Origin of the sequence: Filimonas zeae, from assembly GCF_014641615.1 — a bacterium.
Taxonomy (GTDB): Bacteria; Bacteroidota; Bacteroidia; order Chitinophagales; family Chitinophagaceae; genus Filimonas; species Filimonas zeae.
The window spans coordinates 952,009-977,011 of the sequence record NZ_BMIB01000002.1 but is presented as its reverse complement, the minus strand read 5'-3'; the positions used below and the strand labels follow the sequence as shown (position 1 = coordinate 977,011).

General features: G+C 46.2%; 22 protein-coding genes. 11 read left to right on the top strand and 11 right to left on the bottom strand.

Annotated elements, in window-relative coordinates; all coding sequences use genetic code 11:
- Window positions 1-32 precede the first annotated feature (32 nt).
- Window positions 33-938 carry a ribonuclease Z gene (locus IEY13_RS10630; RefSeq protein WP_188951955.1) on the bottom strand — a complete coding sequence of 302 codons (906 nt, stop codon included), beginning with the start codon at window positions 936-938 and terminating at the stop codon, window positions 33-35.
- Between the two features lie 130 nt (window positions 939-1,068).
- Here IEY13_RS10630 and IEY13_RS10625 point away from each other — a divergent pair, with 130 nt between their 5' ends.
- The 3 genes from IEY13_RS10625 to cmk all read left to right on the top strand — a co-directional run bounded on the left by IEY13_RS10625 (window position 1,069) and on the right by cmk (window position 5,214).
- Entirely contained in the window at window positions 1,069-3,732 is a 2,664-nt protein-coding gene (locus IEY13_RS10625; protein ID WP_188951954.1) for an FtsK/SpoIIIE family DNA translocase, read from the top strand.
- A 100-nt stretch (window positions 3,733-3,832) separates the two neighbouring features.
- Window positions 3,833-4,462: an outer membrane lipoprotein periplasmic chaperone LolA1 gene (gene lolA1, locus IEY13_RS10620; protein ID WP_188951953.1), complete on the top strand. Its 630-nt coding sequence runs from the start codon at window positions 3,833-3,835 to the stop codon at window positions 4,460-4,462.
- A gap of 68 nt (window positions 4,463-4,530) precedes the next feature.
- Window positions 4,531-5,214 (top strand): (d)CMP kinase, encoded by a 684-nt coding sequence (gene cmk, locus IEY13_RS10615; RefSeq protein WP_188951952.1) that lies wholly within the window; start codon window positions 4,531-4,533, stop codon window positions 5,212-5,214.
- 12 nt (window positions 5,215-5,226) lie between these two features.
- Here cmk and IEY13_RS10610 read toward each other — a convergent pair whose 3' ends face one another.
- Genes IEY13_RS10610 through IEY13_RS10595 form a run of 4 tightly spaced genes read right to left on the bottom strand, consistent with a single transcriptional unit; the run spans window position 5,227 to window position 9,129 of the window.
- Entirely contained in the window at window positions 5,227-6,453 is a 1,227-nt protein-coding gene (locus tag IEY13_RS10610) for a 4-hydroxy-3-methylbut-2-enyl diphosphate reductase (protein ID WP_188951951.1), read from the bottom strand.
- A gap of 19 nt (window positions 6,454-6,472) precedes the next feature.
- Complete coding sequence (locus tag IEY13_RS10605; protein WP_188951950.1) at window positions 6,473-7,966, bottom strand: hypothetical protein; 1,494 nt, start codon at window positions 7,964-7,966, stop codon at window positions 6,473-6,475.
- Between the two features lie 42 nt (window positions 7,967-8,008).
- On the bottom strand, window positions 8,009-8,659 hold the full coding sequence (locus IEY13_RS10600; protein ID WP_188951949.1) for an NAD(P)-dependent oxidoreductase: 651 nt from the start codon (window positions 8,657-8,659) through the stop codon (window positions 8,009-8,011).
- 59 nt (window positions 8,660-8,718) lie between these two features.
- A complete protein-coding gene (locus tag IEY13_RS10595; protein WP_188951948.1) occupies window positions 8,719-9,129 on the bottom strand; it encodes an Rrf2 family transcriptional regulator in 411 nt (136 codons plus the stop codon).
- A 123-nt stretch (window positions 9,130-9,252) separates the two neighbouring features.
- Between IEY13_RS10595 and IEY13_RS10590 the strand changes: the two genes are divergently transcribed.
- Window positions 9,253-11,148 carry an ABC-F family ATP-binding cassette domain-containing protein gene (locus IEY13_RS10590; RefSeq protein ID WP_188951947.1) on the top strand — a complete coding sequence of 632 codons (1,896 nt, stop codon included), beginning with the start codon at window positions 9,253-9,255 and terminating at the stop codon, window positions 11,146-11,148.
- 23 nt (window positions 11,149-11,171) lie between these two features.
- On the top strand, window positions 11,172-13,121 hold the full coding sequence (gene glgB / locus IEY13_RS10585; RefSeq protein ID WP_188951946.1) for a 1,4-alpha-glucan branching protein GlgB: 1,950 nt from the start codon (window positions 11,172-11,174) through the stop codon (window positions 13,119-13,121).
- 3 nt (window positions 13,122-13,124) lie between these two features.
- On the opposite strand, the gene IEY13_RS10580 is transcribed toward glgB, so the two are convergent.
- From IEY13_RS10580 to IEY13_RS10555, 6 genes are all read right to left on the bottom strand, one after another.
- Window positions 13,125-14,414 carry a bifunctional folylpolyglutamate synthase/dihydrofolate synthase gene (locus IEY13_RS10580; RefSeq protein WP_188951945.1) on the bottom strand — a complete coding sequence of 430 codons (1,290 nt, stop codon included), beginning with the start codon at window positions 14,412-14,414 and terminating at the stop codon, window positions 13,125-13,127.
- The gene (locus IEY13_RS10575) at window positions 14,415-15,293 is read right to left on the bottom strand and encodes a hypothetical protein (RefSeq protein WP_188951944.1); all 879 of its coding nucleotides are present in this window, start codon (window positions 15,291-15,293) and stop codon (window positions 14,415-14,417) included.
- A 42-nt stretch (window positions 15,294-15,335) separates the two neighbouring features.
- Complete coding sequence (locus IEY13_RS10570) at window positions 15,336-16,112, bottom strand: sulfite exporter TauE/SafE family protein (RefSeq protein ID WP_188951943.1); 777 nt, start codon at window positions 16,110-16,112, stop codon at window positions 15,336-15,338.
- Window positions 16,113-16,139: 27 nt separating this feature from the next.
- Window positions 16,140-17,432, bottom strand: coding sequence for a radical SAM family protein (locus tag IEY13_RS10565; RefSeq protein WP_188951942.1), 1,293 nt, complete (start codon window positions 17,430-17,432; stop codon window positions 16,140-16,142).
- 95 nt (window positions 17,433-17,527) lie between these two features.
- Window positions 17,528-18,085, bottom strand: coding sequence for a hypothetical protein (locus IEY13_RS10560; RefSeq protein WP_188951941.1), 558 nt, complete (start codon window positions 18,083-18,085; stop codon window positions 17,528-17,530).
- Window positions 18,085-19,134, bottom strand: coding sequence for an arginase family protein (locus tag IEY13_RS10555; RefSeq protein WP_188951940.1), 1,050 nt, complete (start codon window positions 19,132-19,134; stop codon window positions 18,085-18,087). The genes IEY13_RS10560 and IEY13_RS10555 overlap by 1 nt, the downstream gene beginning before the upstream one ends.
- A 321-nt stretch (window positions 19,135-19,455) precedes the next feature.
- On the opposite strand from IEY13_RS10555, the gene IEY13_RS10550 reads away from it, so the two are divergent.
- From IEY13_RS10550 to IEY13_RS10525, 6 genes are all read left to right on the top strand, one after another.
- Window positions 19,456-20,073, top strand: a complete 618-nt coding sequence (locus IEY13_RS10550; RefSeq protein WP_229687814.1) for a DUF4294 domain-containing protein — start codon at window positions 19,456-19,458, stop codon at window positions 20,071-20,073.
- A 28-nt stretch (window positions 20,074-20,101) separates the two neighbouring features.
- Window positions 20,102-20,845 (top strand): bacillithiol biosynthesis deacetylase BshB1, encoded by a 744-nt coding sequence (gene bshB1, locus IEY13_RS10545; RefSeq protein WP_188951939.1) that lies wholly within the window; start codon window positions 20,102-20,104, stop codon window positions 20,843-20,845.
- Window positions 20,846-20,936: 91 nt separating this feature from the next.
- Complete coding sequence (locus IEY13_RS10540) at window positions 20,937-22,001, top strand: fatty acid desaturase family protein (RefSeq protein WP_188951938.1); 1,065 nt, start codon at window positions 20,937-20,939, stop codon at window positions 21,999-22,001.
- A gap of 104 nt (window positions 22,002-22,105) precedes the next feature.
- A complete protein-coding gene (locus tag IEY13_RS10535; RefSeq protein WP_188951937.1) occupies window positions 22,106-22,981 on the top strand; it encodes a carbon-nitrogen hydrolase in 876 nt (291 codons plus the stop codon).
- Window positions 22,971-24,026, top strand: coding sequence for an agmatine deiminase family protein (locus IEY13_RS10530; RefSeq protein ID WP_188951936.1), 1,056 nt, complete (start codon window positions 22,971-22,973; stop codon window positions 24,024-24,026). Before IEY13_RS10535 ends, IEY13_RS10530 begins: the two co-directional genes overlap by 11 nt.
- Before the next feature lie 152 nt (window positions 24,027-24,178).
- The gene (locus tag IEY13_RS10525; RefSeq protein WP_188951935.1) at window positions 24,179-24,889 is read left to right on the top strand and encodes a DUF4198 domain-containing protein; all 711 of its coding nucleotides are present in this window, start codon (window positions 24,179-24,181) and stop codon (window positions 24,887-24,889) included.
- Window positions 24,890-25,003 lie beyond the last annotated feature (114 nt).

Genomic DNA, 25,003 nt, shown 5'->3' with positions numbered 1-25,003 from the left:
CAGCATGTTGTTGATAACAGCCTGCCTGGTGGTTACCCCACCAGGTAGGTTACCCCTTCCAATGCCAGTTGTGTATTGGGGAATACTTCGCAGGTTTCGCTTAAAAACTCATCCAGCACCTCGTACTTACTGCTGAAATGGCCAATAAGCAGCTTGCCTGCATTGGCAAGGGTGGCTAATTGCCCGGCCTGCTCTGTTGTAGAGTGGAAGCGCTCCGCGGCGCGGTCGCTCAGTTTTTTCAGATACGTAGTTTCGTGGTACAGCATACTTACATCCTTTACCTTTTCGGCTATAGAAGGCGTAAACACCGTATCTGCACAATAGGCGTAACTTTTACCCGGTGCGTTAGGTATAGTTACCCATTCATTTTTGATGACTTCACCACTGCGTTTTTCATAATCATCCCCATTCTTCAAACGCTCGTAGTAGGCCAGTGGAATTTCATAAGCCACTGCCTTTTCTTTATCAATACGGCGGGGCTTCTTTTTTTCGCGGATAATAAAACCCCAGCAGTCAATACGATGATATACCCGGAAGCTGTGAACGCTGAATTTGCTGTTATCTACCAGCAGCTCATCATCGCCCAATGGATGAAAATGTAATTTGTAAGGCAGTACCGAGCCGGATACATCCAGCTGCATTTGAATAATAGGCATTAACATAGCCGGAGCATACAGGTGCAACTCATTATCCCGCCCCATTAAACCCATAGTGGTAATAAGGCCTGGCAGGCCAAAATAATGATCGCCATGCAGGTGTGATATGAAAATATGATTGATGCGGCCGCGGCGTACTTTAAACTTGTTGAGTTGCATTTGAGTACCCTCACCGCAATCGATAAGAAACAACTGTTCGTTCAGTGTTACCACCTGTGCGGTAGGATGCCTGTCATAAGCAGGCAGGGCTGAATTATTGCCGAGTATTGTTACTCCAAACATGCGGGTACTGTATTTGTGTGTTTTTCCGTGATTTAAATAGACAATATTAAATGAAAAAATGATGCGCAGCTTATTCACAGTATACGAAATTGAATTGAAAGCCCGTTATATTTGCCTGTTAACGTAATTCATGGCCAACAGACTAAAAAAGAAAACGCCGCCCACCCCGCCACCTCCGGACCCTGACCAGTTAAAGCCGGAAAAAGAAGCAGAGGTAACGGTGAAAGAAATTGTGAAGGATGAGCGCACCACTAAAATAGCCGGTGCGGTTAGCTTGTTGTTTGCTGTATTTCTGTTTATAGCACTTACCTCTTATTTATTTACCTGGCAGGAAGATCAGGATAAAGTTTTACAGTTTGGAGCCAAACTGTTCAGCACCGATGATATTAAAGTAAGCAACCTGCTGGGCGCATTAGGCGCCTGGACGGCACACCTGTTTATTTATAAAGGCTTTGGCCTGGCCGCTTTTCTGTTCTGTACTTTCTTTTTTGTACTGGGCGTAAACCTGCTGTTTGGTAAAAAAGTGTTTAGCCTGCTGCGCAACCTGAAGTATATGATTGCGGGACTGCTGGTGCTGAGTGTTACTTTTTCTTTCTTTGGCAATGGCAGTGAGTTTTCCTGGGGCGGTGCCACCGGTGAACTGATGGAAGCCTGGATGGTGAAATGGATAGGTAAAGTAGGCACAGGCTTTACACTGGGTACTGCTTTTTTTGCTTATGTAATATGGCGGTTTAACCCTACGTTTCGCCTGCCCGAGCGTAAAGTGAAAGCCAAAGCTACCCCGGCTGCTGCTGTGGTGGGTGAGGCTGCAGCAGATGCAGAAGAACAGAAAGAAGTGCCTGGGAATGATGATACCAGTGCGTTACCCAATAAAAACAAACTGAAGAATAAGGGCGGTGCTACAGTAGTGCCACCCGTGGTACCTGCTGATGCAGCGGCTTTAAACGGGTTAACCCTTACGGAAAAAGAACTGCCGGAAATAACTGAAGAAGCAGACGGCGGCACTTTGTTTATTGATGAAAGTGTAATGCCGGAAGAGGAAGAACTGTTTGATGAAGAGCCGGTAACAGAAGCTTTTGCCGAAGAAGAGGAAGTGGTAACAGATGAGGAAGATTATGTGGAAGAAGAGTACGGGGAAGAAGAAGTAGCACCTGCACCACCACCGGTACTGAAAGGAAAGAACCGGATAGAAATGCCGCCGGAGGATATGCAGCTGGAGATAAAAGGCACACCGGATGAGGAGCCGGACGAGCTGGAAGAAAACCCTATTATGGTACGCCATACCGTGGCGGAAGTATATGAGCCTACACTGGACCTGCGCGACTATAAACACCCTGGCCTGGAGTTACTGGAAGCCCACGGCACGGATAAAATTGTACACGACCCCAATGAACTGGAGGCGAACAAGAACCAGATTATAGCTACGCTTAAAAACTATGATATAGCCATACAACGCATCAGTGCTACAGTAGGCCCTACTGTTACCCTGTATGAAATTGTACCGGCACCGGGTGTACGTATCAGCCGTATTAAAAACCTGGAAGATGATATTGCGTTAAGCCTGGCCGCATTGGGCATCCGTATTATTGCGCCTATACCTGGTAAAGGTACCATTGGTATAGAGGTACCTAACGTGCGCAAAAGCATTGTAAGCATGCGTACGCTGCTACAATCAGACAAGTTTCAGAATACTGCTTTTTCGCTGCCGGTGGCCATTGGTAAGAGTATTGACAACGAAAACTTTATTGTAGACCTGGCTGCCATGCCCCACCTGCTGATGGCCGGTGCCACGGGACAGGGTAAATCGGTTGGTATTAATACCCTGCTGGTTTCCTTATTATATAAAAAGCATCCATCGCAGCTGAAGTTTGTACTGGTTGACCCTAAAAAGGTGGAATTAAGCCTGTACCGGGTTATTGAAAAGCATTTTCTGGCTAAACTGCCGGGAGAGGAAGAGGCCATTATTACCGATACCAAAAAAGTGGTGTATACGCTGAATGCCCTGTGTATTGAGATGGATAACCGCTACGATCTGTTAAAAGAAGCCGGTTGCCGGAATATTAAGGAATACAACGAAAAGTTCATACGCCGTAAGCTGAACCCGCAGAAAGGGCATCAGTACCTGCCGTTTATTGTACTGGTGGTGGATGAATTTGCCGATTTGATTATGACGGCGGGTAAGGAAGTGGAGATGCCGATAGCCCGTTTGGCGCAGCTGGCGCGTGCCATTGGTATACACCTGATTATTGCCACCCAGCGCCCATCGGTAAACATTATTACCGGTACCATTAAAGCCAACTTCCCGGCACGTATTGCCTTTAAAGTATCTTCTAAAATAGACAGCCGTACCATTCTGGATGCCGGCGGCGCCGAGCAACTGATTGGTAAGGGAGATATGCTTATCAGCTACAACGGGGAAATTACCCGCTTACAGTGTGCCTTTGTTGACACCCCTGAGGTGGAACAGGTTTGTGAGTTTATTGGCGACCAGCGCGGCTACCCGCAGGCCTTTTTACTGCCGGAATATGTGGACGAAAAAGACATGGACGGCAAGGATGTGGACCTGAGCGACCGCGACCCGCTGTTTGAAGACGCAGCACGCCTGGTGGTACAGAACCAGATGGGCAGCACCTCGCTGATACAGCGCCGGATGAAGCTGGGGTATAACCGTGCCGGCAGGCTGATGGACCAGCTGGAAGCAGCAGGCATAGTAGGACCCAACCTGGGCAGCAAGGCCAGAGAAGTAAATGTTAAAACTGACTCGGACCTGGAAGAGATACTATCTATGCTGTAGCGCATTGGCCGATAATATCCGTTTTTTAACGTTGGTGTGGGGATGTGCTTTCCAATTGGCATGCCCTTTGGACTTATCTTTGCGACCGAAAATTTTACGAATGAAAAAGTTTTACGTTTTATTGATGATGTTAGCAGGTGTAACAAGCCTGGTGAATGCACAGAACGACCCCAATGCAAAGAAGATTCTGGACAATGTAAGTTCTAAGCTGAAGACCTACAAAGGTGTTACCGCTAATTTTACCTATACTACTACTGATAAAAAGAATGTGAAGAGAGGCGCTGTAGCCGGTACTATTCAGATTAAAGGTAATCAGTATTATATTAAGCAGGGTAACACAGAAATATTCTGTAACGGTAAACAAACCTGGAACTTTAACGGAGAAAGTGAAGTAACCGTGGCTGATGTGGAGAACGATGCTAAAACGTTGTCGCCCCAGAAGTTACTGTCTGACTTTTACGATAAAGACTTTACTTACAAGCTGATTTCTTCTGCCGGTTCATACCACCAGATTCTGCTGCAGCCGATAGACAAGCGCAAGAACTTTAAGCAGGTTACGGTGTTTGTAGATAAGGCAAAAAGCATGGTTACCAGAGCACAGGTGGTGGATAAGAGTGATAACACTGTTGAATTTAAGCTTTCTAACGTAAATACCAGCGCAACATTGGCAGACAGCAAGTTTGTGTTTGATGCCAAAAAGCACCCTGGCGTGGAAGTGATTAACCAGTAACAACAAGCATTCAGATACTTATAAAAAGGTCGCCGCAAGGTGGCCTTTTTTGTTAATTTTACAGCGGCATGAAAAAGATAATCATTACTATAGATGGTTACTCTTCCTGTGGCAAGAGTACGCTGGCAAAGCAAATGGCTAATGAGCTGAACTACGTGTTTGTAGACAGCGGAGCCATGTATCGCGCTATTACGCTGTATTTTTTGCGCAACCATATTAACTGGGAAAAAGCAGAAGAAGTTGTAGCAGCACTGAAAGAGATAAACCTGGAGTTTCAGTATAACGAACGCAGTGGCAAAAGCGATATGATACTGAATGATGAGGATGTGGAAGTGCTGATACGCGATATGCTGGTAAGCGAACACGTAAGCGAAGTGGCTGCTATTAAAGAAGTGCGCGAGTTTGCGGTGGCGCAGCAGCAGAAGATGGGTAAGAAAAAGGGCCTGATAATGGATGGCCGCGATATAGGTACCACGGTGTTTCCGAATGCGGAACTGAAGATATTTGTTACCGCCGACCCTGCTGTAAGGGTTGAACGCCGCTTTAAAGAGATGTACGATAAAAACCCTTCTATTACCATTGAAGAGGTGCGCAATAATCTGGAGATGCGGGATTACATAGACAGCAACCGTGAAATAAGCCCGCTGCGCCAGGCGGAGGATGCCGTGGTGCTGGACAACAGCAACCTTACCCGCGATGAGCAGTTAGATCTGGCGCTGGAATGGGCACAACTTAAAATAGCCTGCTGTTAAAAAGCCGAAGCCTTACGCAAATGATGCAGTAAGGCTTTCTACTGTTTGGGTGGTACTGTAAAAGCCCGCCAGTTTACGTATTACCTGCTCCACCAGTGCATCGGGGCAGCTGGCACCACTGGTTACCAGAATACGGGCCGGTGTATGCTCCGGTAAAAAATTATTCACCAGGGTTTGTTCTTTTGTACGCCAGTTACACTGAATAATTTCGTGGCGGCTGATAATTCTGTCGGGGCTATCAATAAAGTAGGTAGGTAGCTTATGCTCGCACAGTTCTACCAGGTGAGAAGTGTTAGATGAGTTATAACCACCTACTACCACAGCAATATCCGCATCGGTGGAAAGCAGGCCTGCTACAGCAGTCTGATTATCATTGGTGGCATAACATAAGGTATCACGTGTATCTGCAAAACGTTCGCCAATGGTGGTATCTGTTAGCTGAAAATGATCTTTCATTACCTGTTTCAGATAATCGGCTATGGCCTGTGTATCGGTTGCCAGTTGGGTGGTTTGGTTAACCACGCCTATTTTCTGCAGGTGTTTGGTAACATCAAACCCTTCATTGTACCGGCCTGCAAACTCTGTATAAAACTGTTCTACGGGCTTTTCACCGGTAATATAACGTGCCAGCTCTATGGTTTCTGCCATATCGTTTACCACCAATGTTGGTGTATGGTAAGAGGCATGGGAGAAGGTAGCTCTGGTTTCTTCGTGTTTGGGTTTGCCATGTACTATAATACTGTAACCTTTCTGCGCAATCTGTTCACTGCGGTTCCATACCTTTTCTACAAAAGGGCAGGTAGTATCGTATTTAGTGGCAGGTATTCCTTTTTCTTCCAGCAATGCTTCAATTTGTAACGTGGTGCCAAAAGCAGGAATAATAACAATATCATCGCTGGTAATATCTGAAAAGGGGATAAGCTGTTTGCCGTAAGTATCCTGTAAAAACTGTACGCCTTTGGCCTGCAGATCGGCATTTACCTGTGGGTTGTGAATCATTTCACTCAGCAGGTAAATACGTTTGCCCTGATTTTCGTCAATGGTTTTAAAAGCAATATCAATAGCATTCTCTACCCCGTAACAAAAGCCGAAATGGCGGGCCAGGTAAAACTGAACGGGACCAAAATCGAGTAGCGTAGGCGTAAAGTCTTTCTTCATCTTATCCTTTTGCCTGCGGTTTTGTTTAACAGCACTGATAAGATTGCTACGGTATATATTGGGAACGTTGAATTGCTTCATGGTACAAAGGTAAAGAAACCTATTTTTTATTAGTACACCAGTAAATAGCTCCGTCGCTGGTGGAATATACTTCGGTAAGATTTTTATGCTGCCGGATAAAGCTGGTGTTTACCAGATCGGGATCGTCAATATGCCCATACCATAACAGGTAATGGCCATCAGCGGTAAGAAAGGTTTCCACATCTTCTTTATCTACCGTATGTGGCAGCGATTCTGCGGCCACATTGGCCGTAAAGTATGCTGCCTCGTGCGCATTAGAATAAATAGCCGCCGGCTTATTCAATACCTGTGGATGTTGTTTCAGGTATTGGGTAATGGGAGAATTGCGCCATCCATCATCGGTATAACCGGGTATGCCCCAGGTATTGTATTCCCTGTACATACCATAGCTTTCTAGTGCCTGGCTGGCTATAAACAACAGAAAAGCGGCAGAGAGCATTACAATAGTCAATGTTTTTCTGAAAAACATTAGCTTAAAGCTCAGGCGGCCAAAGGCGTACACAGTTACCAGCAATAAAGGTGCATAAGCTGGTATCAGAAGTCGGTTGTTAATGGTTTCGTACCGGGAAATACTGGCGGTAATAACAATAAACAGAATATAAACGATGCCAAAGACCATGGCAATGTTCTGATAGCTTTCGTGGTTGTAATTGGTACGTATGCGCCAGATAATAATAGCGATGGCAGTTACCAGAAAAACAATGGCAAACACAGAAACCAGTACCTCACTGTTTTTCATAAAAGGCAGCCAGTAGTACAATACCTTGCCGTAATAGTACAGGTTAGTGAAAAAGCTGGTGGTGCTTTTTTCACGGTTACCGGTAAAAGTGCCGGTGATGATGGCATTGCGTATAAGGTTGCCGATAAAAAAGGCGCTGCTTGTTAACCCAAATACAATACAGTGGGTAATTCTTTTTTTGCTGCGTAGCGGCAGATGGAAAAAAATAAGAAAGCAACCAGTGAAAATAAATGTAACCCCCGCATAACGGGTAAGGCATGCTAAACCGGCGCATATGGCCACAACCATTACACGGGCTATAGAGGGTTGTTTAAAATACCACCCCGTAACCAGGATAAACACTACAGACAGTGCAATAAATAAGGTTTCGGACCATAGCATGGTATAAATATCCAGCAACGCCGGGCTGAGCATTAACCCCAGCAGCAAGGCCCATTTAACCAGGCGCGGGCGCATAATCTGCTTCATAATATGGCCACACATGTAAATAACCGACGCGAAGAGGAGGCCGTTGATAATGCCGCCGGTAACCACAGGGTCCAGCCGGGCAATAAACAGCGAAAGCGAGAGAAACAAGGGGTACAGTACCGGAAAATCAACCAACGGCATGTGATTGTATGCTTCCAGTTTACCATGGTAATACAGGTTGCGGGCTGCGCTGGTGTAAACTACCGAATCGGGTGATACCCCAATGCTGCTGTGGTGTGTAAACAGGTAAACGATAAAAAAGCCGCATACAGCGGCAAAAAAAGAGTCGATGTCAAATTTCTTCATAAATAGGGGCTACCTGCCGGCGAAGGTAGCCCTTCCTTTCACTTAATAAGCAGCGGTGAAGCGCTTTTTGAGGAATTGAGCGTTTTCTGCCTCGTCTATAATTACCACAGCCAGATCCTGAACAGATAATATGCTGCGGCCACTCTCGTTAAATACCGGGTTTTCTGTACCTAAACGGAATTTACCGGTGCGACCAGTGGTAATGCCCGGATGCATTTCAATAGCAGGGCTGAAGAAAGTCCAGTCCAGCACTGTAGTTTCCTTCAGCATATTCAGATAGTCCCGTGCTGCGGTAGCACCAGCTTTGTATTCTGCAGGAAAATCGGGGGAGTCTACCAGTTGTTTGCCATCAATATACAGGCTACCTGCACCACCGATGGTGATAAGGCGTTTTACACCGGATTGCTCCACAGCAGCCTGAATGTCTTTAGAGCCGGCGATGAAATCGTCGTAAATATTGGGGTTGGTCCAACCAGGATTAAAGGCGCTTACCACTACATCATTACCTTTCAGCTGTGCTGCCAGTTCTGCTACATGCTTAATATCGCCTTTAACTACCGTCAGTTTTTCACTGGGGTTGCCAATTTTAGAAGGATCACGAACAATAACAGTTACCTCGTGCCCGCGTTGCAGGGCTTCTTCCAGTAAATGGGTGCCTACAAAACCTGTAGCGCCGATCAATGCAATTTTCATAACGTTGATTTTATTTATTGTAATGTATTTTGTTACAGTTTTGGGCTAAAAAAAAGCCGTTACACGAACTTTTTACAAAATGCCTCCAGCGTAGTTTGCCCCAGTTTAGCCAGCAGCGCCCTGTCTACCTCTTCATACAAATCATCCAGATGCTGGTTTATCTGCCTGCCCACCAGGCAATCGGGGTTAGGTGTGTTTTTAGCAACGCCCAATACCGGACTTTGTTTAACAGCCTCGTATACTTCAGACAAAAGAATATCCCGGGCAGGCTTTGCCAGCTGGGCGCCGCCGTTTTTACCCTCTTTGCTGATAACCAGCCCATGCTCACGCAGGTTACTCAGTTCCTTTCTTACCAGAACGGGGTTGATGTTAATGCTGCCTGCAATCCATTCAGACGAAAGTAATTCGCCCTGCGAGGTTGCAAGCAACGTTAAAATGTGTACTGATATAGAGAAACGCCCGTTGTTCATTCTGTAATTAAAAATATTACAGTACAAAGCTAAGCAGCGCTGGAATACCAACCATCAATACCCGCAGTTTTTTGTTTTCGTTAACGGCACGCCGGGCTATTGCAGAAAGCCTATTTTTGCGCCATGCATTATGTTTCAGCTGAAGGATTAACCAAGAGTTTTGGTGTAACACCGTTGTTCAGGAATATTACTTTCCATATTAACGAAGGAGATAAGATTGGTTTGATAGCCCGGAATGGGGTGGGTAAAAGTACCCTGCTACGCATTCTTACCGGCAAAGAAACCCCCGATACCGGTAAGTTGTGGATTAATAAAGATGTAACCGTGGCCCTGTTTGAGCAGGAGCCGGGGTTTAAGGAAGATAAAAACGTACTGGAGAATATATTTGACGCCGGCAACCCGGTAATGAATGTAATACGGGAGTATGAAGCGGCTACTGAAAGTGGTGATGCGGATGCGCTGGGCCGTGTGTTTGAGAAAATGGATGAATTTGGCGCCTGGGATTTTGAAGCCAAAGTGCAGCAGATATTAGCCAAACTGAATATTACCTACCTGCAAAGTAAGGTGGGCGACCTGAGCGGAGGGCAGCGTAAAAGAGTGGCGCTGGCCAAAACGCTGATTGATATTGGTTTTGACCATAAGCACACCTTGTTGCTGATGGATGAACCTACCAACCACCTGGATGTGGAAATGATTGAGTGGCTGGAGCATTACCTGAACGGTGAGAATGTAACATTGTTACTGGTAACGCACGACCGTTATTTTTTGGATGCGGTGTGTGATGAGATATGGGAGCTGGAGCGCGAGAATATGTACACCTACAAGGGCGATTACGAAAACTACATGGAGAAGAAAGCCGCCCGCCTGGAAAGTGAGAATGCCAGCATAGAAAAAGCAAAGAACACTTACCGCAAAGAGCTGGAGTGGATGCGTAAGCAGCCCAAAGCCCGTACTACCAAAAGCAAAAGCCGGCAGGATAACTTTTATGAGGTAGAGGCCAGAGCCAAAACCAAAATAGAAGATGCGCAGCTGCAACTGCAGGTGAAAATGAGCAGACTGGGCGGTAAGATTATTGAAGCCAAGAAGGTATATAAGAGCTATGGCGATAAGAAGATACTTACCGGATTTGATTACACTTTCAGCAAAGGCGAAAGGGTAGGGGTGATTGGTAAAAACGGTGTTGGTAAATCTACCTTCCTGAATATATTACAAGGCCTGGAAGCAGCCGATAGTGGTAAGGTGAATGTGGGCGATACGGTAGTGTTTGGTAACTTTTCGCAGCAGGGGCTGGCAATAAAAGATAACCTGCGTGTAATTGAATATGTAAAAACCTTTGCAGAAAGCTTTCCGCTGGCAAAAGGTGGATCACTGAGTGCAGCTCAGTTTCTGGAACTGTTTCTTTTTCCCCCCGAAAAGCAATACACCTATCTGGCATCGTTAAGTGGTGGGGAAAAAAAGCGTCTGCAATTGCTGACCATTCTGTTTACCAATCCTAACTTTCTGATACTGGATGAGCCTACGAATGATCTGGACCTGCCTACGCTGGCGGTGCTGGAAAACTTTTTGAGCGACTACCAGGGCTGTGTGCTGATTGTGAGCCACGACCGTTATTTTATGGACCGCCTGGTAGACCACCTGTTTGTATTTGATGGCGATGGTGTAGTGAGTGACTTTCCGGGTAACTATACCCAGTACCGTTTGTGGCAGAAAGAAGAGGAGAAAAAGCAGTCTGCACCGGCACCTGTGCCAGCGGCTAAAGCAAGTACTGCTGCGGTAGCTGCACCTGTTGAAGCTGTTGCCAAAAGAAAGCCCTCTTTTAAAGAAAAGAAGGAGTTTGAAGATTTACAGAAGGATATGGCAAAGCTGGAAACAGAAAGAGAAAAAATAGGAGAGCAAATGAGTGAAGCTGGCCTTGCTTTTGAACAAATAAGCAAACTCAGCACACGCGCTACTGAAATAACCCAGTTGCTGGAAGAGAAAGAAATGCGATGGCTGGAATTGAGTGAATTATTTGAGTAATTATAGCATAACTTGAAACCCGCATGGCAACCAATCAACGATATGAAGAACGTCATTTTGTAGACAGTACCCGAACCGTTTGGAATTATTCTTTATTCACAGACGATGATGTACGCAATTTTCAGAACGGAACCCATTACAGCCTGTACCGGGTTTTTGGAAACAAGCAGATAGAGGTACTGGGTATTAAGGGCGCCTACTTTGCCGTATGGGCGCCCAATGCCACGCGGGTTACAGTAATAGGTAATTTTAACGACTGGAATAAGGAAGAGCATCCTTTGTTTGTACGGCTGGACCAGTCTGGCATATGGGAAGGATTTATACCGCATGTGCTGGCAGGAGAGTCGTACAAATACCATATACATGGTTTTGAAGGTGTGCAGGTTGATAAAGGCGACCCGTTTGCGCATTTCTGGGAAAAGCGTCCGTTAACTGCTTCTATAGCCTGGGAACTGGGTTATACCTGGAAGGATACAGCATGGATGGACACCCGCGGCAAACACAATGCTTTGGATGCCCCATGGTCAGTTTACGAAGTACACCTGGCCAGCTGGATGCGCCCCGATAAACACGATGAGGAACGCTATAACAGCTACGAACAGATTACAGAAAGGCTGGTGCCTTATGTAAAAGAAATGGGCTTTACCCATGTAGAGCTGATGCCGGTAATGGAGCACCCTTTTGATGGCAGCTGGGGCTACCAGGGTACCGGCTTTTTTGCACCTACCAGCCGCTTTGGCGGTCCGCAGGATTTTATGGCCATGGTAGATGCCCTGCACCAGGCAGGCATTGGGGTAATACTGGACTGGGTGCCTTCACACTTTCCTTACGATGCGCACGGTTTGTTTAAGTTTGATGGTACGCATACCTACGAGTATGCAGATATGCGCAAAGGCTATCACCCCGACTGGAACTCGTACATATTCAACTACGCCAGAGGAGAGGTTAAAAGCTTTTTAATAAGCAGCGCCCGCTTCTGGTGCGAGCAGTTTCATATAGATGGTTTGCGGGTAGATGCGGTATCCTCTATGCTGCGCCTGGATTACAGCCGTACAGAAGGCCAGTGGGAGCCCAATGTATACGGTGGCAACGGTAACATTGAAGCCATTGCTTTTATTAAAGATTTAAACGAAACGCTTTACCGCGATTTTCCGGATATACAAACTATAGCAGAAGAAGCTACTGACTGGCCGGGTATAAGCAAACCTACGTTTATGAACGGGCTGGGCTTTGGTATGAAGTGGATGATGGGATGGATGCATGACACCCTCAACTATTTTAAAACAGACCCTTACGGCAGGCAGTTTAAGCAGGATCAGCTTTCTTTCAGCATGATGTACTTCTTCAATGAAAACTTTATGCTACCTCTGAGCCACGATGAAGTGGTGCATGGCAAAAGCCCGATGCTATACAAAATGCCGGGCGATGACTGGCAGAAGTTTGCCAACCTGCGTTTGTTGTATACCTACATGTTTACCCACCCCGGCGGCAAGCTGTTGTTTATGGGCAACGAGTTTGGCGCTACCAGAGAGTGGGATTACAAATCGGAACTGCAATGGGATTTGCTGCAATATCCGGGGCATGAAGGTATGAGGCAGTGTGTGCAGCAACTGAATAAGCTTTACCGCAATAATCCGGCTTTATACAGCAAACAGTTTAAGCCCGAAGGGTTTGAATGGATAGATCTGAACCACCGCCAGGAATCGGTAGTGGTATTTAAACGCAAAGGCAGTTCAGCAGCCGAAGATGTACTGGTATTGCTGAATATGACGCCGGTGGTGCGCCAGAACTGGCAGGTATATGTAAAAGGCAAAGCAGCCTGGAAAGAGATATTTAACAGTAACGATAAAGCATTCTGGGGCACCGGGGATGTATACAACCCGGATGTAGTAACAGAATTAGTGGATGAGGATAGTGATACCTACCGTATTACGGTGCATTTGCCTGCGCTGGGTGGGGTGGTGCTGCGCTAAGGCCTACACCACTACTTCGCCCACCAGAAACACACTACCACAAACAAGAATAAGGTCCTTTTCATGGGCCTTTTGTTTTGCCTGTGCCAGAGCAGCATTTACATCGGGGTAGGTATGCCCCTGCAACCCGTGGGCAGCTGCCTTTTCTGCCAGTTCATTTGCCGGAAGCGCCCGCGGCAGTTGTGCCTGGCTAAAGTAATAATGCGCGGTTTTTGGTAAAAGGGTAAGTACTTTATCAACATCCTTGTCTTTTACCATGCCTATTATCAGGTGCAACTCATTATAAGTAGCTAATTCCAGCTGCTGCACCATCTGGCGAATGCCATCTTCGTTGTGGCATACATCCATAATAACAGCCGGGTTTTGCTGAATCAGCTCCCAACGGCCGTGCAGGCCGGTAAGCTTTTTTACATGCTGTAAAGCGTGTGCTACTTTGGCTTCAGGAATAGTGTAGCCTTGCAGGCGCAATTGCTCAATGGCTGCCAGTACACTGAGTATGTTTTTACGCTGATAAATGCCCGGTAAATCCAGCGTATAGGTAGTTCTTTCTCCGGAAGTTTTATGTTCGGTAGTTACCTGTAAGTGGTGATGTTGGTAATGCCAGTCTGTAACTGTATTCAACTGCTGCGCCCATAAAAGGGTAGCCTGTTTCTGGCTGGCTGCTGCTTCAAATACGGGTGTGGTTTCTGGCAGGGCTTCGCCTATAATAGCGGGTACCCCGGGTTTAATAATGCCTGCTTTTTCACTGGCAATCTGTGGTAAGGTATTGCCGAGCAAATGCATATGATCGTAACCGATATTGGTAATAATACTGAGTTTGGGCAGTATTACATTGGTACTGTCTAAACGGCCGCCCAGTCCTGTTTCTATTATAGCTATATCCACCTTTTGCTGATGAAACCACTCAAAAGCCATTGCTACGGTAATTTCAAAAAAAGAAGGTTCCAGCCTTTCTATCTCCGGCTGTATCTTTTGGGTAAAGTCAATTACAAACTGCTCACTGCATAGCTGTCCGTTTACTTTAATACGTTCCCGGAAATCTTTCAAATGGGGTGAGGTGTAGAGGCCTGTTTTATAACCGGCTTCCTGCAACACCGCAGCCAGCATGTGGCTAACAGAACCTTTACCGTTTGTACCGGCAATATGTACGGTGGCAAATTGCTGTTGGGGGTTACCCAATGCCTCACATAGTGCTATAGTATTAGTTAAATCTGCTTTTAACGCCGCAGCCCCCATATGGCTGAACATAGGTAGCTTATGAAACAGATAATCCAATGTTTCCTGATAATTCACTTAGCCTTTCAATTTAAAGTCGAATACAATAGTTCCTGTCTGTTCTTCTGTGCCTGCTGAAAATTTTATCTGCAATGCCTTGCGCTGGGCAATGCTTCTGATATTGCTGTTGGTGGTAGTGGTGCCTTTGGGGTTAACACGGGCAGCGATAACTTTACCGGCAGCGTCTACCGTAATATCTACTGCTACCTTCGCATTCTCGTTAAAGTCATCTTCAAAAGATACTTTGTTAAGCGATCTTCTGCCGGTGAGTCCACTGCGTACCGTAAAGCCGCTTTTGCCGGTTCCGCCGTTACCGGTATAGCTATCGGAATTGGGGTTGCCATTGGGTTTGCCCTGATCGCCATTGCCGCCTGCTATACCCTGATTGCGCACGCCATTGTAGCTGTCTGCACCGTTACCACCTGTACCTGTTTTGCTGCCACCACCGTATACTGCTTTGGGTTTGGCGGGTTTGGGAGGTGTTTGAACAGTTGCCTTAGGTTCTTTGGGTTTGGTAGCTTTTACGGTTTCAGTATGTTTAGGCTTTGGCTTTTCGCTCGGTTTTACCGGGGTGTTTACAGCCGTAGCATTGGGGTCGTCGTTATCTTCGGTTACTTTCGTCTCTTCCGGAACTGCTTCTGTGGGAGTGGAAGGAGCAGGGGGATTAACCGGCGCGCTGGCTTCTTCTGCCGGATCGCCGGGCACTTCAGGCGCTACATCGCCCAGGCCTTCATCGCTGTTACCCAGATTTACTTCAATGCCTTCCTCTACCTGGGGTTGCTGTACCTGTGGAAGGGTCCAGCTTACCAGAAACAGCAGGGCAGCCAGCAAGGCGCATATGGCTACTGTAATACCCAGTGCTTTCAGATTCTTTTGCGATTCAAAGTTTGTATCCATACAACGGTAAATTGATGCAAAACAAATATAGCATTTATTGCACTAAGGCTGCCGGTACAGCTTATACACATCCCACCCAAAGCGGATAATGGTGCCTGTTACCACCAACAGAAAGAAAATACGTATAAAACGGTTGCCTTTTAACAGGGCCAGCCTGGTGCCAAAGAAAGAGCCGGTAAGGTTGCACACAGCCATAGGAATGGCGTACTGATACAGAATATGACCTGTACTGCTGAAATACAGAATAGAAGCCAGGTTGGTGGCCAGGTTTACCATTTTAGCGTGGGCGCTGGCATGAAGAAAATCCTGCCCCAGTACACTGATGAAAATAAGGATGAGAAAGCTGCCGGTGCCGGGTCCGATGAAGCCATCATAAAAGCCGATAATTAAACCAAACAGGGCACCATACGCTATGGCGTTGGCCGGCATTTTTTCACTATGCTCCTGTAACCCGAATTTTTTATTGCTGTAGGTGTAAATGCCTACCAGTATCAGTAACACCAGCATTACCGGTTTTAACACCTGGTTGCTGAGCATACTGGCCATTTTAGAACCGGTAAGCGCCGCCAGAAAAGCTACAGAAGCTACGGCCGCCAGTAGCCGGTAGTTCAATTGTACGCGTTTGGAGTATTGCCAGGCAGCCAGACTGGTGCCGGCAAAAGAAGGAATTTTGGTAGTGCCCAGCAGCGTTGCTACAGGGTAGTGTGGTAGTATAATAAGGGTGGCGGGCGTTTGTATAAGCCCGCCACCACCTACAATAGCATCTATAAAACCTGCTATAAAAGCAGCCGTACATAATAACAAAAGGGTTGTTAACATGATTGCCGGTTACTAAACAGATTATAATTAATGGGCAAAATCAAGCTCGTAATTGCCTTTAATACGCTCAATAGGCGGGTTAAAGTAGCCGAACCTTACTTTGGGAAACTCTTCGTGTATCAGATCCATCATTTGCTTAACACCCATACACTCACCGGTTTCTGCCACGTTTATCTGGCCCAGATACCAATCAGGGTCAATGTTAAAATTTCGCCACTGAATCATGGTAAGGTCGGTATCTATAATCAGCTTACGCAGGGCTTCATACTCCTCCACACTATCCGTCATACCCGGAAATACGAAGTAGTTAATGCTGGCCCAGCCGCCAAAACTGCGTACCACTTTCAGGCTTTCTACAATGTCTTCAAACTCGTAGTTGTTAGGGCGGTAATAAGGCGTGTAAATATGTTTGCGGGCAGAGTTAGTGCTTACGCGTATGCTGTTCAGCCCTACTTCGCACAGGGCTTTTACTGCCTGTGGGTTAGAACCATTGGTGTTGATGTTAATGCTGCCCTTGCTGGTGTGTTTGCGGATTTCTATAATAGACTCACGGATGGTTTGCCACATCAGCAGTGGTTCGCCCTCGCAACCTTGCCCAAAGCTAACGATAGGGAAGGGGGCGGTTTCCAGGTGCGGAACGGTAAACTCTACAATTTCTTCTGCACTGGGTTTGAACGTGAGGCGGTCCTGCGTGGAAACAATAGACTCTTCTTCCGGCTGAAAGGAGATACAACCGATACAGTTGGCATTACAAGCCGGTGAAGCCGGAACCGGACATTCCCAGCGGCCGAGTGCAAAATTGCGGGCAGCAGGGCAGTGGTACGTCTGGCAACAGGTTTCCATCAGGTGTTTGATGAGCCTGTTATGCGGATAAGCTTCCAGCAGGTTTTTAGTGCCTTCCTGTATAAGCCCGTCATCATAACCTGCACACTCCTGGCGTATATCGCGCTCAATGCGTACAGCGGTTACATAAAATTTATCGTTATGCCATGCGGCAGCGGTATAACAGAACAATGGCAGGGTAGGTGCATCGGGCAGGGTTTCGTAGGAAGCCATGTACAGGCCGGTGTGCGCAGGCGGTATAAAGGCAGCCACGGCCCATCCTTTTTCGCACAGGCGCATTTCGCCGGTTTTTACATCAATACCTACTCCACGGCGACCAGGAAGTTCGTATAAATTTCCTCCTTCAGGCAGCTCTATCCACTCTTCTGCAGGCACAGGATATACATCCCAGCCGGAACGGCCGGTAGCGTACAGGCTCGTGTCTTCAAAAATATTCCCCAACCCATCGGAGTACAATATGTACGGTGATTCAGTCATTATCTGCAATTGAAGCGGCAAAGGTCGTAAAAAAATCCCTTTTAACCGCGTTAGCGCCCTTCGCAGGGCAATCTGTATAAGGTGTAATGGCCGTATTACCGGCCCAGTTGTGCGGCTGCAAAAGCGTTAAAACGGCTTTCTTCTTCCGCTGATACGTTGTAAGGAATTTCGGCCTGAAAGAGTTTGTTGTTCCGGTAATCGAGTGTAAGCAGGTTATCCTTCAACACTACATTAGAAAAGGTGGCCCATTCCAGCTTTTTTTCCGGAAAACCGGTAATGCTGATGTTGTTAGTAGTAAAACTGATCTGCTGGGGTGTTTTGGCTTTTTTTTCCAGTAAACCGGCTGCTACGTATAGCAGGGCTACAAAAACATTACCCAAACCCGGATATAACCAGCCGGCAGCAGCCATGCCAAAGGCCGGAGCCACGGCAGGAAGTGTGTGTGCTTTTCTCTTCTTTATCTGGCTGTAAACGCGGAAACTGATAATGCCGGCTATTAATATGCTGTATACCATTACCGGGGTGGTTTGCGGGTAATGATAAATAATCATAGCAAACTCTGCCACGGAAAAAAGCAGCATCAGATCGGCAATAACATTATAAGTACGCAGGCGCTTTTGCGGCAGCGTGAAAACAAAAGCGGACTGAGACATTAATTGAGCAGATTACTTTTCACTAACAAATTGTTTAAACGCCAGATGATGTGGGCACCCACATTGGCATCTGTGTTCTGTTCTCCTACGCCTACTTCCACCAGATCGTAACCGATAAGGGTTCTGCCGCTTTGGATAATGCGTTTAAACAGATAAAGCACCTGCTCCAGCTCGTAACCACCGTGTACCGGGGCTGCTGCGTTGGGGCAGAGCTTGGGATCAAGACCATCCACATCAAAACTGATATGAACTTTCTGCGGCAGCTGTGCTACAATATCGTCTGCAATATCGCGCCACAGTTTGCCTTCGTACAGGTCTTCCTTAATTCTGCGATCAAAGAAAGTAACTACACGGTCTTTATTGTTATTCAGGTAATCCCATTCCTCTTCACAAAAATCACGAACGCCCAGTTGTACCAGCTTTTTCAGTTCCGGTATTTCGTTAAGGGCATTGTACATAACAGAAGAGTGGGAGTAGTTGAAGCTGCAGTAGCAACGACGCAGATCGCAGTGCGCATCCAGCTGAAGAATACCAAAATCGCCATGTTTTTCGGCCTGGGCTTTCCAGTAACCGAGTGCGGTACTGTGGTCGCCACCAATTAAGCCAACCAGTTTATCACGGGAAAGCAGTTCGCGGGTTTGATCGTACACCCACTTGTTCATTAGTTCGCTGCCTTCATTAATCTCTTTCAGGCTTTTGCACATGAACTTGTTTTTGTCTACATCATCGCCACGCGAAACGTAGTCCAGATACAGTTCAGCTTCTTTCCGCAGGTAATCGCTTTTCAGCAATACCTTCCGGTTTATGTCGCGCATAAAAAAGCCTTTCTTCCATGCATCGGGCACATCCGGGTCGAATATGTCCACATGCATACTGGCTTTAAAAATATGATCGGCACAGCGGGCGGTGCCAGCAGAACAACTAATGGTAACTTCCCATGGTACGGGTAAAAGAACTAATGCAGCATCTTCTTCTGTAAAAGGAAGGCCAAATATATTATTGTGCGGATTGCCTGCAACGTTGGGGTTAAACCCCGCTAGATCTTCCATGTCGCAATTTTACAAACGGGGTGCAAGGTAGGCCAAAAAACAAATACCAAAAGCTTAAAAAAAACTTTGACGTTTTATTACTACAAACAATTGTTTGCTTTGGGTGAGTTGCGCGTTTTTTACCGACGGTTTGTATAGATTCCGGGAAGTTGTACAGTATGGGCGGATATGCCTGATAATTAGCAGAATAAGCAACCGCAAACCGGGTTTTAAGAAAACAATAACAGAACGCCAGGTTATTTTTCCGGTACCTGGTCATTATGATATATACTATTGCTCTATATTTACTCTGACGAAAAATAACCATATTCCTGTTCACAGATGTTCGGTCGTTTATTAATATTATTACTGATTGCCGGAGCGGCTGGCATGCCTGAAAGTGCCAAAGCCCAGAACGGCCAGGGACCTAATGACACCATCCGGGTAGGTTCGTGTATTGAAGCCAACGGAGACACTATTCCCTGTGGTTATCTTCCTCCTTACTACGTTTACACCCACCTTACTGCCAAATGGCGTAAATATCATGCAGAGTGGACAAGATTGCGCAATGCCGTATATGTTACCTATCCGTATGCCAGAGCTGCTTCGGGGGTAATGAACGAGATTAATTCCAGGCTGGTAGGGGTAACGGATAAAAAGCAACGAAAAGAAATCATACGATCGCGCGAGAAGCAATTAAAGAAAGAATTTGCCGATAAGCTTACCAAACTCTCTGTATATCAGGGCAAAGTATTGATGAAGCTGATTAACCGGCAAACCGGCAACAACTGCTACGAAATTATAGATGAATACAAAGGCAGCTTCACTGCCGCATTTTACCAGACGGTAGCTGTAATCTTCGGCTCCAGCCTTAAGCAAAGCTATGAGCCTGAGGGTAAAGACCACGCCATGGAGGTTATTGTGCTGGATGTGGAACGCATGTATGGTATAAGAAGATAAGCTACTTTTGCAGCCTAATTTAGTTAAGATGAGTACAAAGGTGGATATTCTGGCATTCGGCGTGCACCCGGATGATGTAGAGTTGGGATGCAGTGGAACTATTATAGCTTCGGTAGCGCAGGGAAAGAAAGTAGCGGTGGTAGACCTTACACAGGGCGAACTGGGTACCCGTGGTACCATAGAAACCCGCAAAACAGAAGCCGCAGATGCAGCCCGCATAATGGGCGTAAGCTACCGCGAAAACCTGAAAATGGCCGATGGATTTTTTCAGATAGATGAAACCAATACCCGTAAAGTAATTGCCGCCATTCGTAAATACCAGCCCGATATAGTGCTTTGTAATGCACTGGAAGATCGTCATCCCGACCACGGCCGCAGCTCGCAACTGGTAGAGGAAGCTGCTTTTTTAGCCGGTTTACGCAAAATTGAAACAGAAGTGGATGGCGTGCCACAGGAAGCCTGGCGCCCCGCTTATGTATTCCATTATATACAGGACCGTTACCTGAAACCCGATTTTGTATTTGATATTTCGGGTTATATGGACCAGAAAATCAAGGCAGTACAGGCATATACCACCCAGTTTTATACCTCTGCAGCGCCAGATAGCGACGAGCCGCAAACCTATATTTCTACCCCCGATTTTCTGGAAACCGTTAAGGCGCGTGCGCTGATGCTGGGAAAAAGAATAGGGGTTAAATATGCGGAAGGTTACCTGACGAAAAAGATGATTGGAGTGGCGGAATTTAATGCTTTTGTACAACAAACTACCTGACCTGATAATTACGTTAATATTTACTTAGTCAGTGTTTTTACCGCACGGTTGTGCGATATTTGCAAAATTATTAAAATTCATACGTTTACACATGCTTACACCCAAGTTTGCCCATGTAAAACAGTCTTTTCACGTGGAGTTGAAAAAGCGGATTAACGAGTACTTTGCCACTACCGGCAAAAGCACTACCGGAGGCATCAGACTGTTTTCCAAGGCCCTGTTTCTGATACTGGCACTTACCTATACCTATATTCAACTGGTGTTTTTTACGCCGGGTGTATGGGTAGCACTGGGTTTGTGCGTGGTAATGGGCTTACTGGTAGCTTCCATTGGCTTTAACGTAATGCACGATGGGGGGCATGGCAGCTTTAGCCGCTCTACTGCCGTTAACAAAATGGCAGCGGTAACTGCCGAAGTACTGGGAGCCAGCCATTTTATGTGGAACATGAAGCACAATGTAATTCACCACGCTTATACCAACATTGATGGTATTGATGATGATATTGACGCGAAACCATTTTTAAGAATGGCTTCTACCCAGGAGTATTTAAAAATGCACCGCTTTCAGCATGTTTACTTTGTAGCGCTGTATGCTATATTTCATTTGTATTGGGTACTGTTCAGCGATTATAAAAAATACTTCAGCGGTAAGATTGGTGATATGCCTATCAAAAAAATGAAAACGGCAGATCATATCACTTTCTGGGGCTTTAAGCTGCTGCACTATGCGCTGTTCTTTATTATTCCTATAGTGGTATTAGGTTTTACCACCTGGATTATCGGGTTTAGCGTAGTAACTGTAGTTACCGGCTTTACTTTAAGCATTGTATTTCAGCTGGCGCATACGGTAGAGCATACGGAGTTTCCGGTACCTGCAGAAGATGGCCGCTTACAGGATGAGTGGGCTATTCATCAGTTGAAAACTACCGCCAACTTTGCTACCCGCAATAAGCTCATCAGCTGGTTTGTAGGTGGACTGAACTTTCAGGTAGAACATCACCTGTTTCCTAAAATATCTCATATTCATTACCCTGCAATTAACAAGATTGTAAAACAAGCTTGTCAGGAGTATGATGTGGTATATGTGGAGTATCCTAAAATGTACCATGCCGTAGCCTCCCATGTTGCTTTTTTAAAACAGATGGGAAAACAATAGGCCGGGTATTAAAAAATATCTGCATAGCCCGGCCGGTATAACGGCGGGCTATTTGCATATTATAACCGTGAATTCGTAATTTATCATTATTCCTATTATCTATTATGTCAAAGGTTAAAGTGGGTTTGGTGCAGATGAGCTGCACTGCTGACAAACAGGAGAACCTGGATAAGGCTATCGTAAAAGTACGTGAAGCTGCCGCCAAGGGCGCACAGATTGTATGTTTACAGGAGCTGTTTACATCGCTGTATTTCTGCGATGTGGAGGATTATGAAAACTTTAAACTGGCCGAGCCTATACCCGGTGCTTCTACCGATGCGCTGAGCAAGGTGGCAGCGGAACTGGGTGTGGTAATTATTGCCTCTTTGTTTGAGAAGAGAGCGCAGGGGCTATATCATAATACTACTGCGGTATTAGATGCCGATGGTTCTTACCTGGGTAAGTACCGCAAAATGCATATACCGGACGATCCGGCTTATTACGAGAAATTTTACTTTACGCCGGGCGATCTGGGGTATAAAGTATTCAAAACCAGATTTGCCACTTTCGGCATTCTGATCTGCTGGGATCAGTGGTACCCGGAAGCTTCCCGTATTACCGCACTCATGGGTGCTGAAATTCTGTTTTACCCAACTGCTATTGGCTGGGCAACCTCGCAGGAAGAAGCTACCAATGTGGAGCAATACAATGCATGGCAAACCATTCAGCGCAGCCATGCCGTAGCCAATGGCGTACACGTGGTAAGTGTAAACAGGGTAGGTTTTGAGCAGGATGGCGCTATGAAATTCTGGGGCGGTTCTTTTGTTGCCAATCCGTTTGGCTCTATTATGTACCAGGCTTCGCACGACCAGGAAGAAGTATTTGTACAGGAGATTGATACTGCACAAAGCGACCGTTACCGTACGCACTGGCCTTTTATGCGCGACAGACGTATTGATTCTTACCAGCCCATTACCAAACGTTTTATTGATGAAGATTAATATACAGGCAACACCCAAAGAACAGGGATATTATTTTCCGGCTGAGTTTGCGCCGCACAAAGCCACCTGGCTTAGCTGGCCGCATAAAGAAGCCAGCTGGCCCGGCAAACTGGAAAGTATTTACGTAAGCTACAGCAAGTTTGTATACTACCTGGCGCTGAGCGAGCAGGTATGTATTAACGTGGCAGATACTGTTATGCAGCAGGCCGCTACCGTGCATTTGCAAAAGGCAGGTGTAAACATGGAGCAGGTGAAATTTTTCCTGCATCCTACCAACGATGCGTGGTGCCGCGATCATGGTCCTGCGTTTCTGATTAACCCGGCAGCGGAGCAGAAAAAAGTAATTGTAGACTGGAATTATAATGCCTGGGGTGGTAAATACCCGCCCTTTGATCTGGATGATGTAATACCTACTTTAATAGGTATGGATTACAATATTCCGGTGTTTAATCCGGGCATAGTAATGGAAGGTGGCTCTGTAGAGTTTAACGGAGCAGGTACGGTGTTAACTTCTACCTGCTGTTTGCTTAATCCTAACAGAAACCCCACTTTAAGCCAGGCACAGATAGAGAAATTCCTGTGTGATTATTATGGTATGGAGCAGGTACTGTGGGTGCCGGAAGGCATTGTGGGTGATGATACCGACGGGCATATAGATGATACCATTCGTTTTGTAAATGAAGACACGGTGTTAACCGTGGTGGAAGAAAACAAAAACGATGAAAACTACGATCTGTTGCAGCAGAATCTGGTGGCATTAAACGAAATGCGTTTGCTGAATGGCAAACAGCTGAATATAGTAGAACTGCCCATGCCGGATGCAGTGGTGTTTGATGATCAGCGTTTACCTGCTTCTTACGCCAACTTCTATATCAGCAACAAGCACGTAATTGTGCCCACTTATCGTTGTGATAAAGATGATAAAGCATTGCAGATTATTGCAGACCATTTCCCGGGTAGGGAAACGGTAGGTATTGATTCTACTGATATTATATGGGGGCTGGGTAGTTTTCACTGCCTTAGCCAGCAGGAGCCCGCTATTTAACTATTTTGTGCTATATCAATTGTATCAGCCGTTTCCTTTACTGGAGGCGGCTTTTTTATGGGCATCATTTACTGTACGTGGCTATCTTTTTCCTGATTCAGTAAACGATTGCCGGTTTAAGGGCCAATCTTCGCAGCTGAAAACAGATAACCATGATAAAGAAAATAAGTACTTCGCTGGTACTGGGTTGTTTTGCGCTGATTTCGCAGGTATATGCCCATGCTTTATGGATTGAAACCAACGCTGTGGGTAAGGCAGGGCAGAAGCAGGAAGTAAAGGTGTTTTACGGAGAATATGTAGAGAACAATCCGGATTCGGTAAAGAACTGGTATTCTGATGTAAAAGACTTTACCTTATGGGTGGTAGGGCCTGATAAGCAGAAGCAGCAGCTTACCTGCACGGCAGGAGTAAACTCCTTTGCAGCGGAATGGACACCGGAAAAGGATGGCGTATACTATCTTACCATTACACATAACACCAAAGACCTGGGTGGTACCACCTTATACCAGTTTGATGCAGGTGCTATTGTAAAGGTAGGTGCCGGTAATAACGAACTGGCACCTGAGGCGGATTTAAGTGCTTTGGTAAAAGCGGGTAATATACATAAGGTAAACAAACCACTGGCAATTACCGGCCTGGTTAAAGCTAAACCGGAAGAAAAGCTGCGTATAGAAATAGTAGCACCTACCGGCTGGAAGCGCGAACTGACTACGGATACCAAAGGGGTAGCTTCTTTTGTACCTGAATGGCCTGGTAAGTATATGATAGAGGTAACCAGATTTGAAAAGGTTGCCGGCGTACATTATGAAAAGAAGTACGATGCTATCTGGCGTGGTGCTACCCTGTGTGTAGAGGTGAAATAAGTAAAAAAGCCACCCTCATAAGAAGGTGGCCAAAAGGGATTCAGGAGCCAAACTCGTAGCATTGCCTGAAATTTCACTCTTCGCAACGCTTTATGCTGCAGGGATACAAAGAGG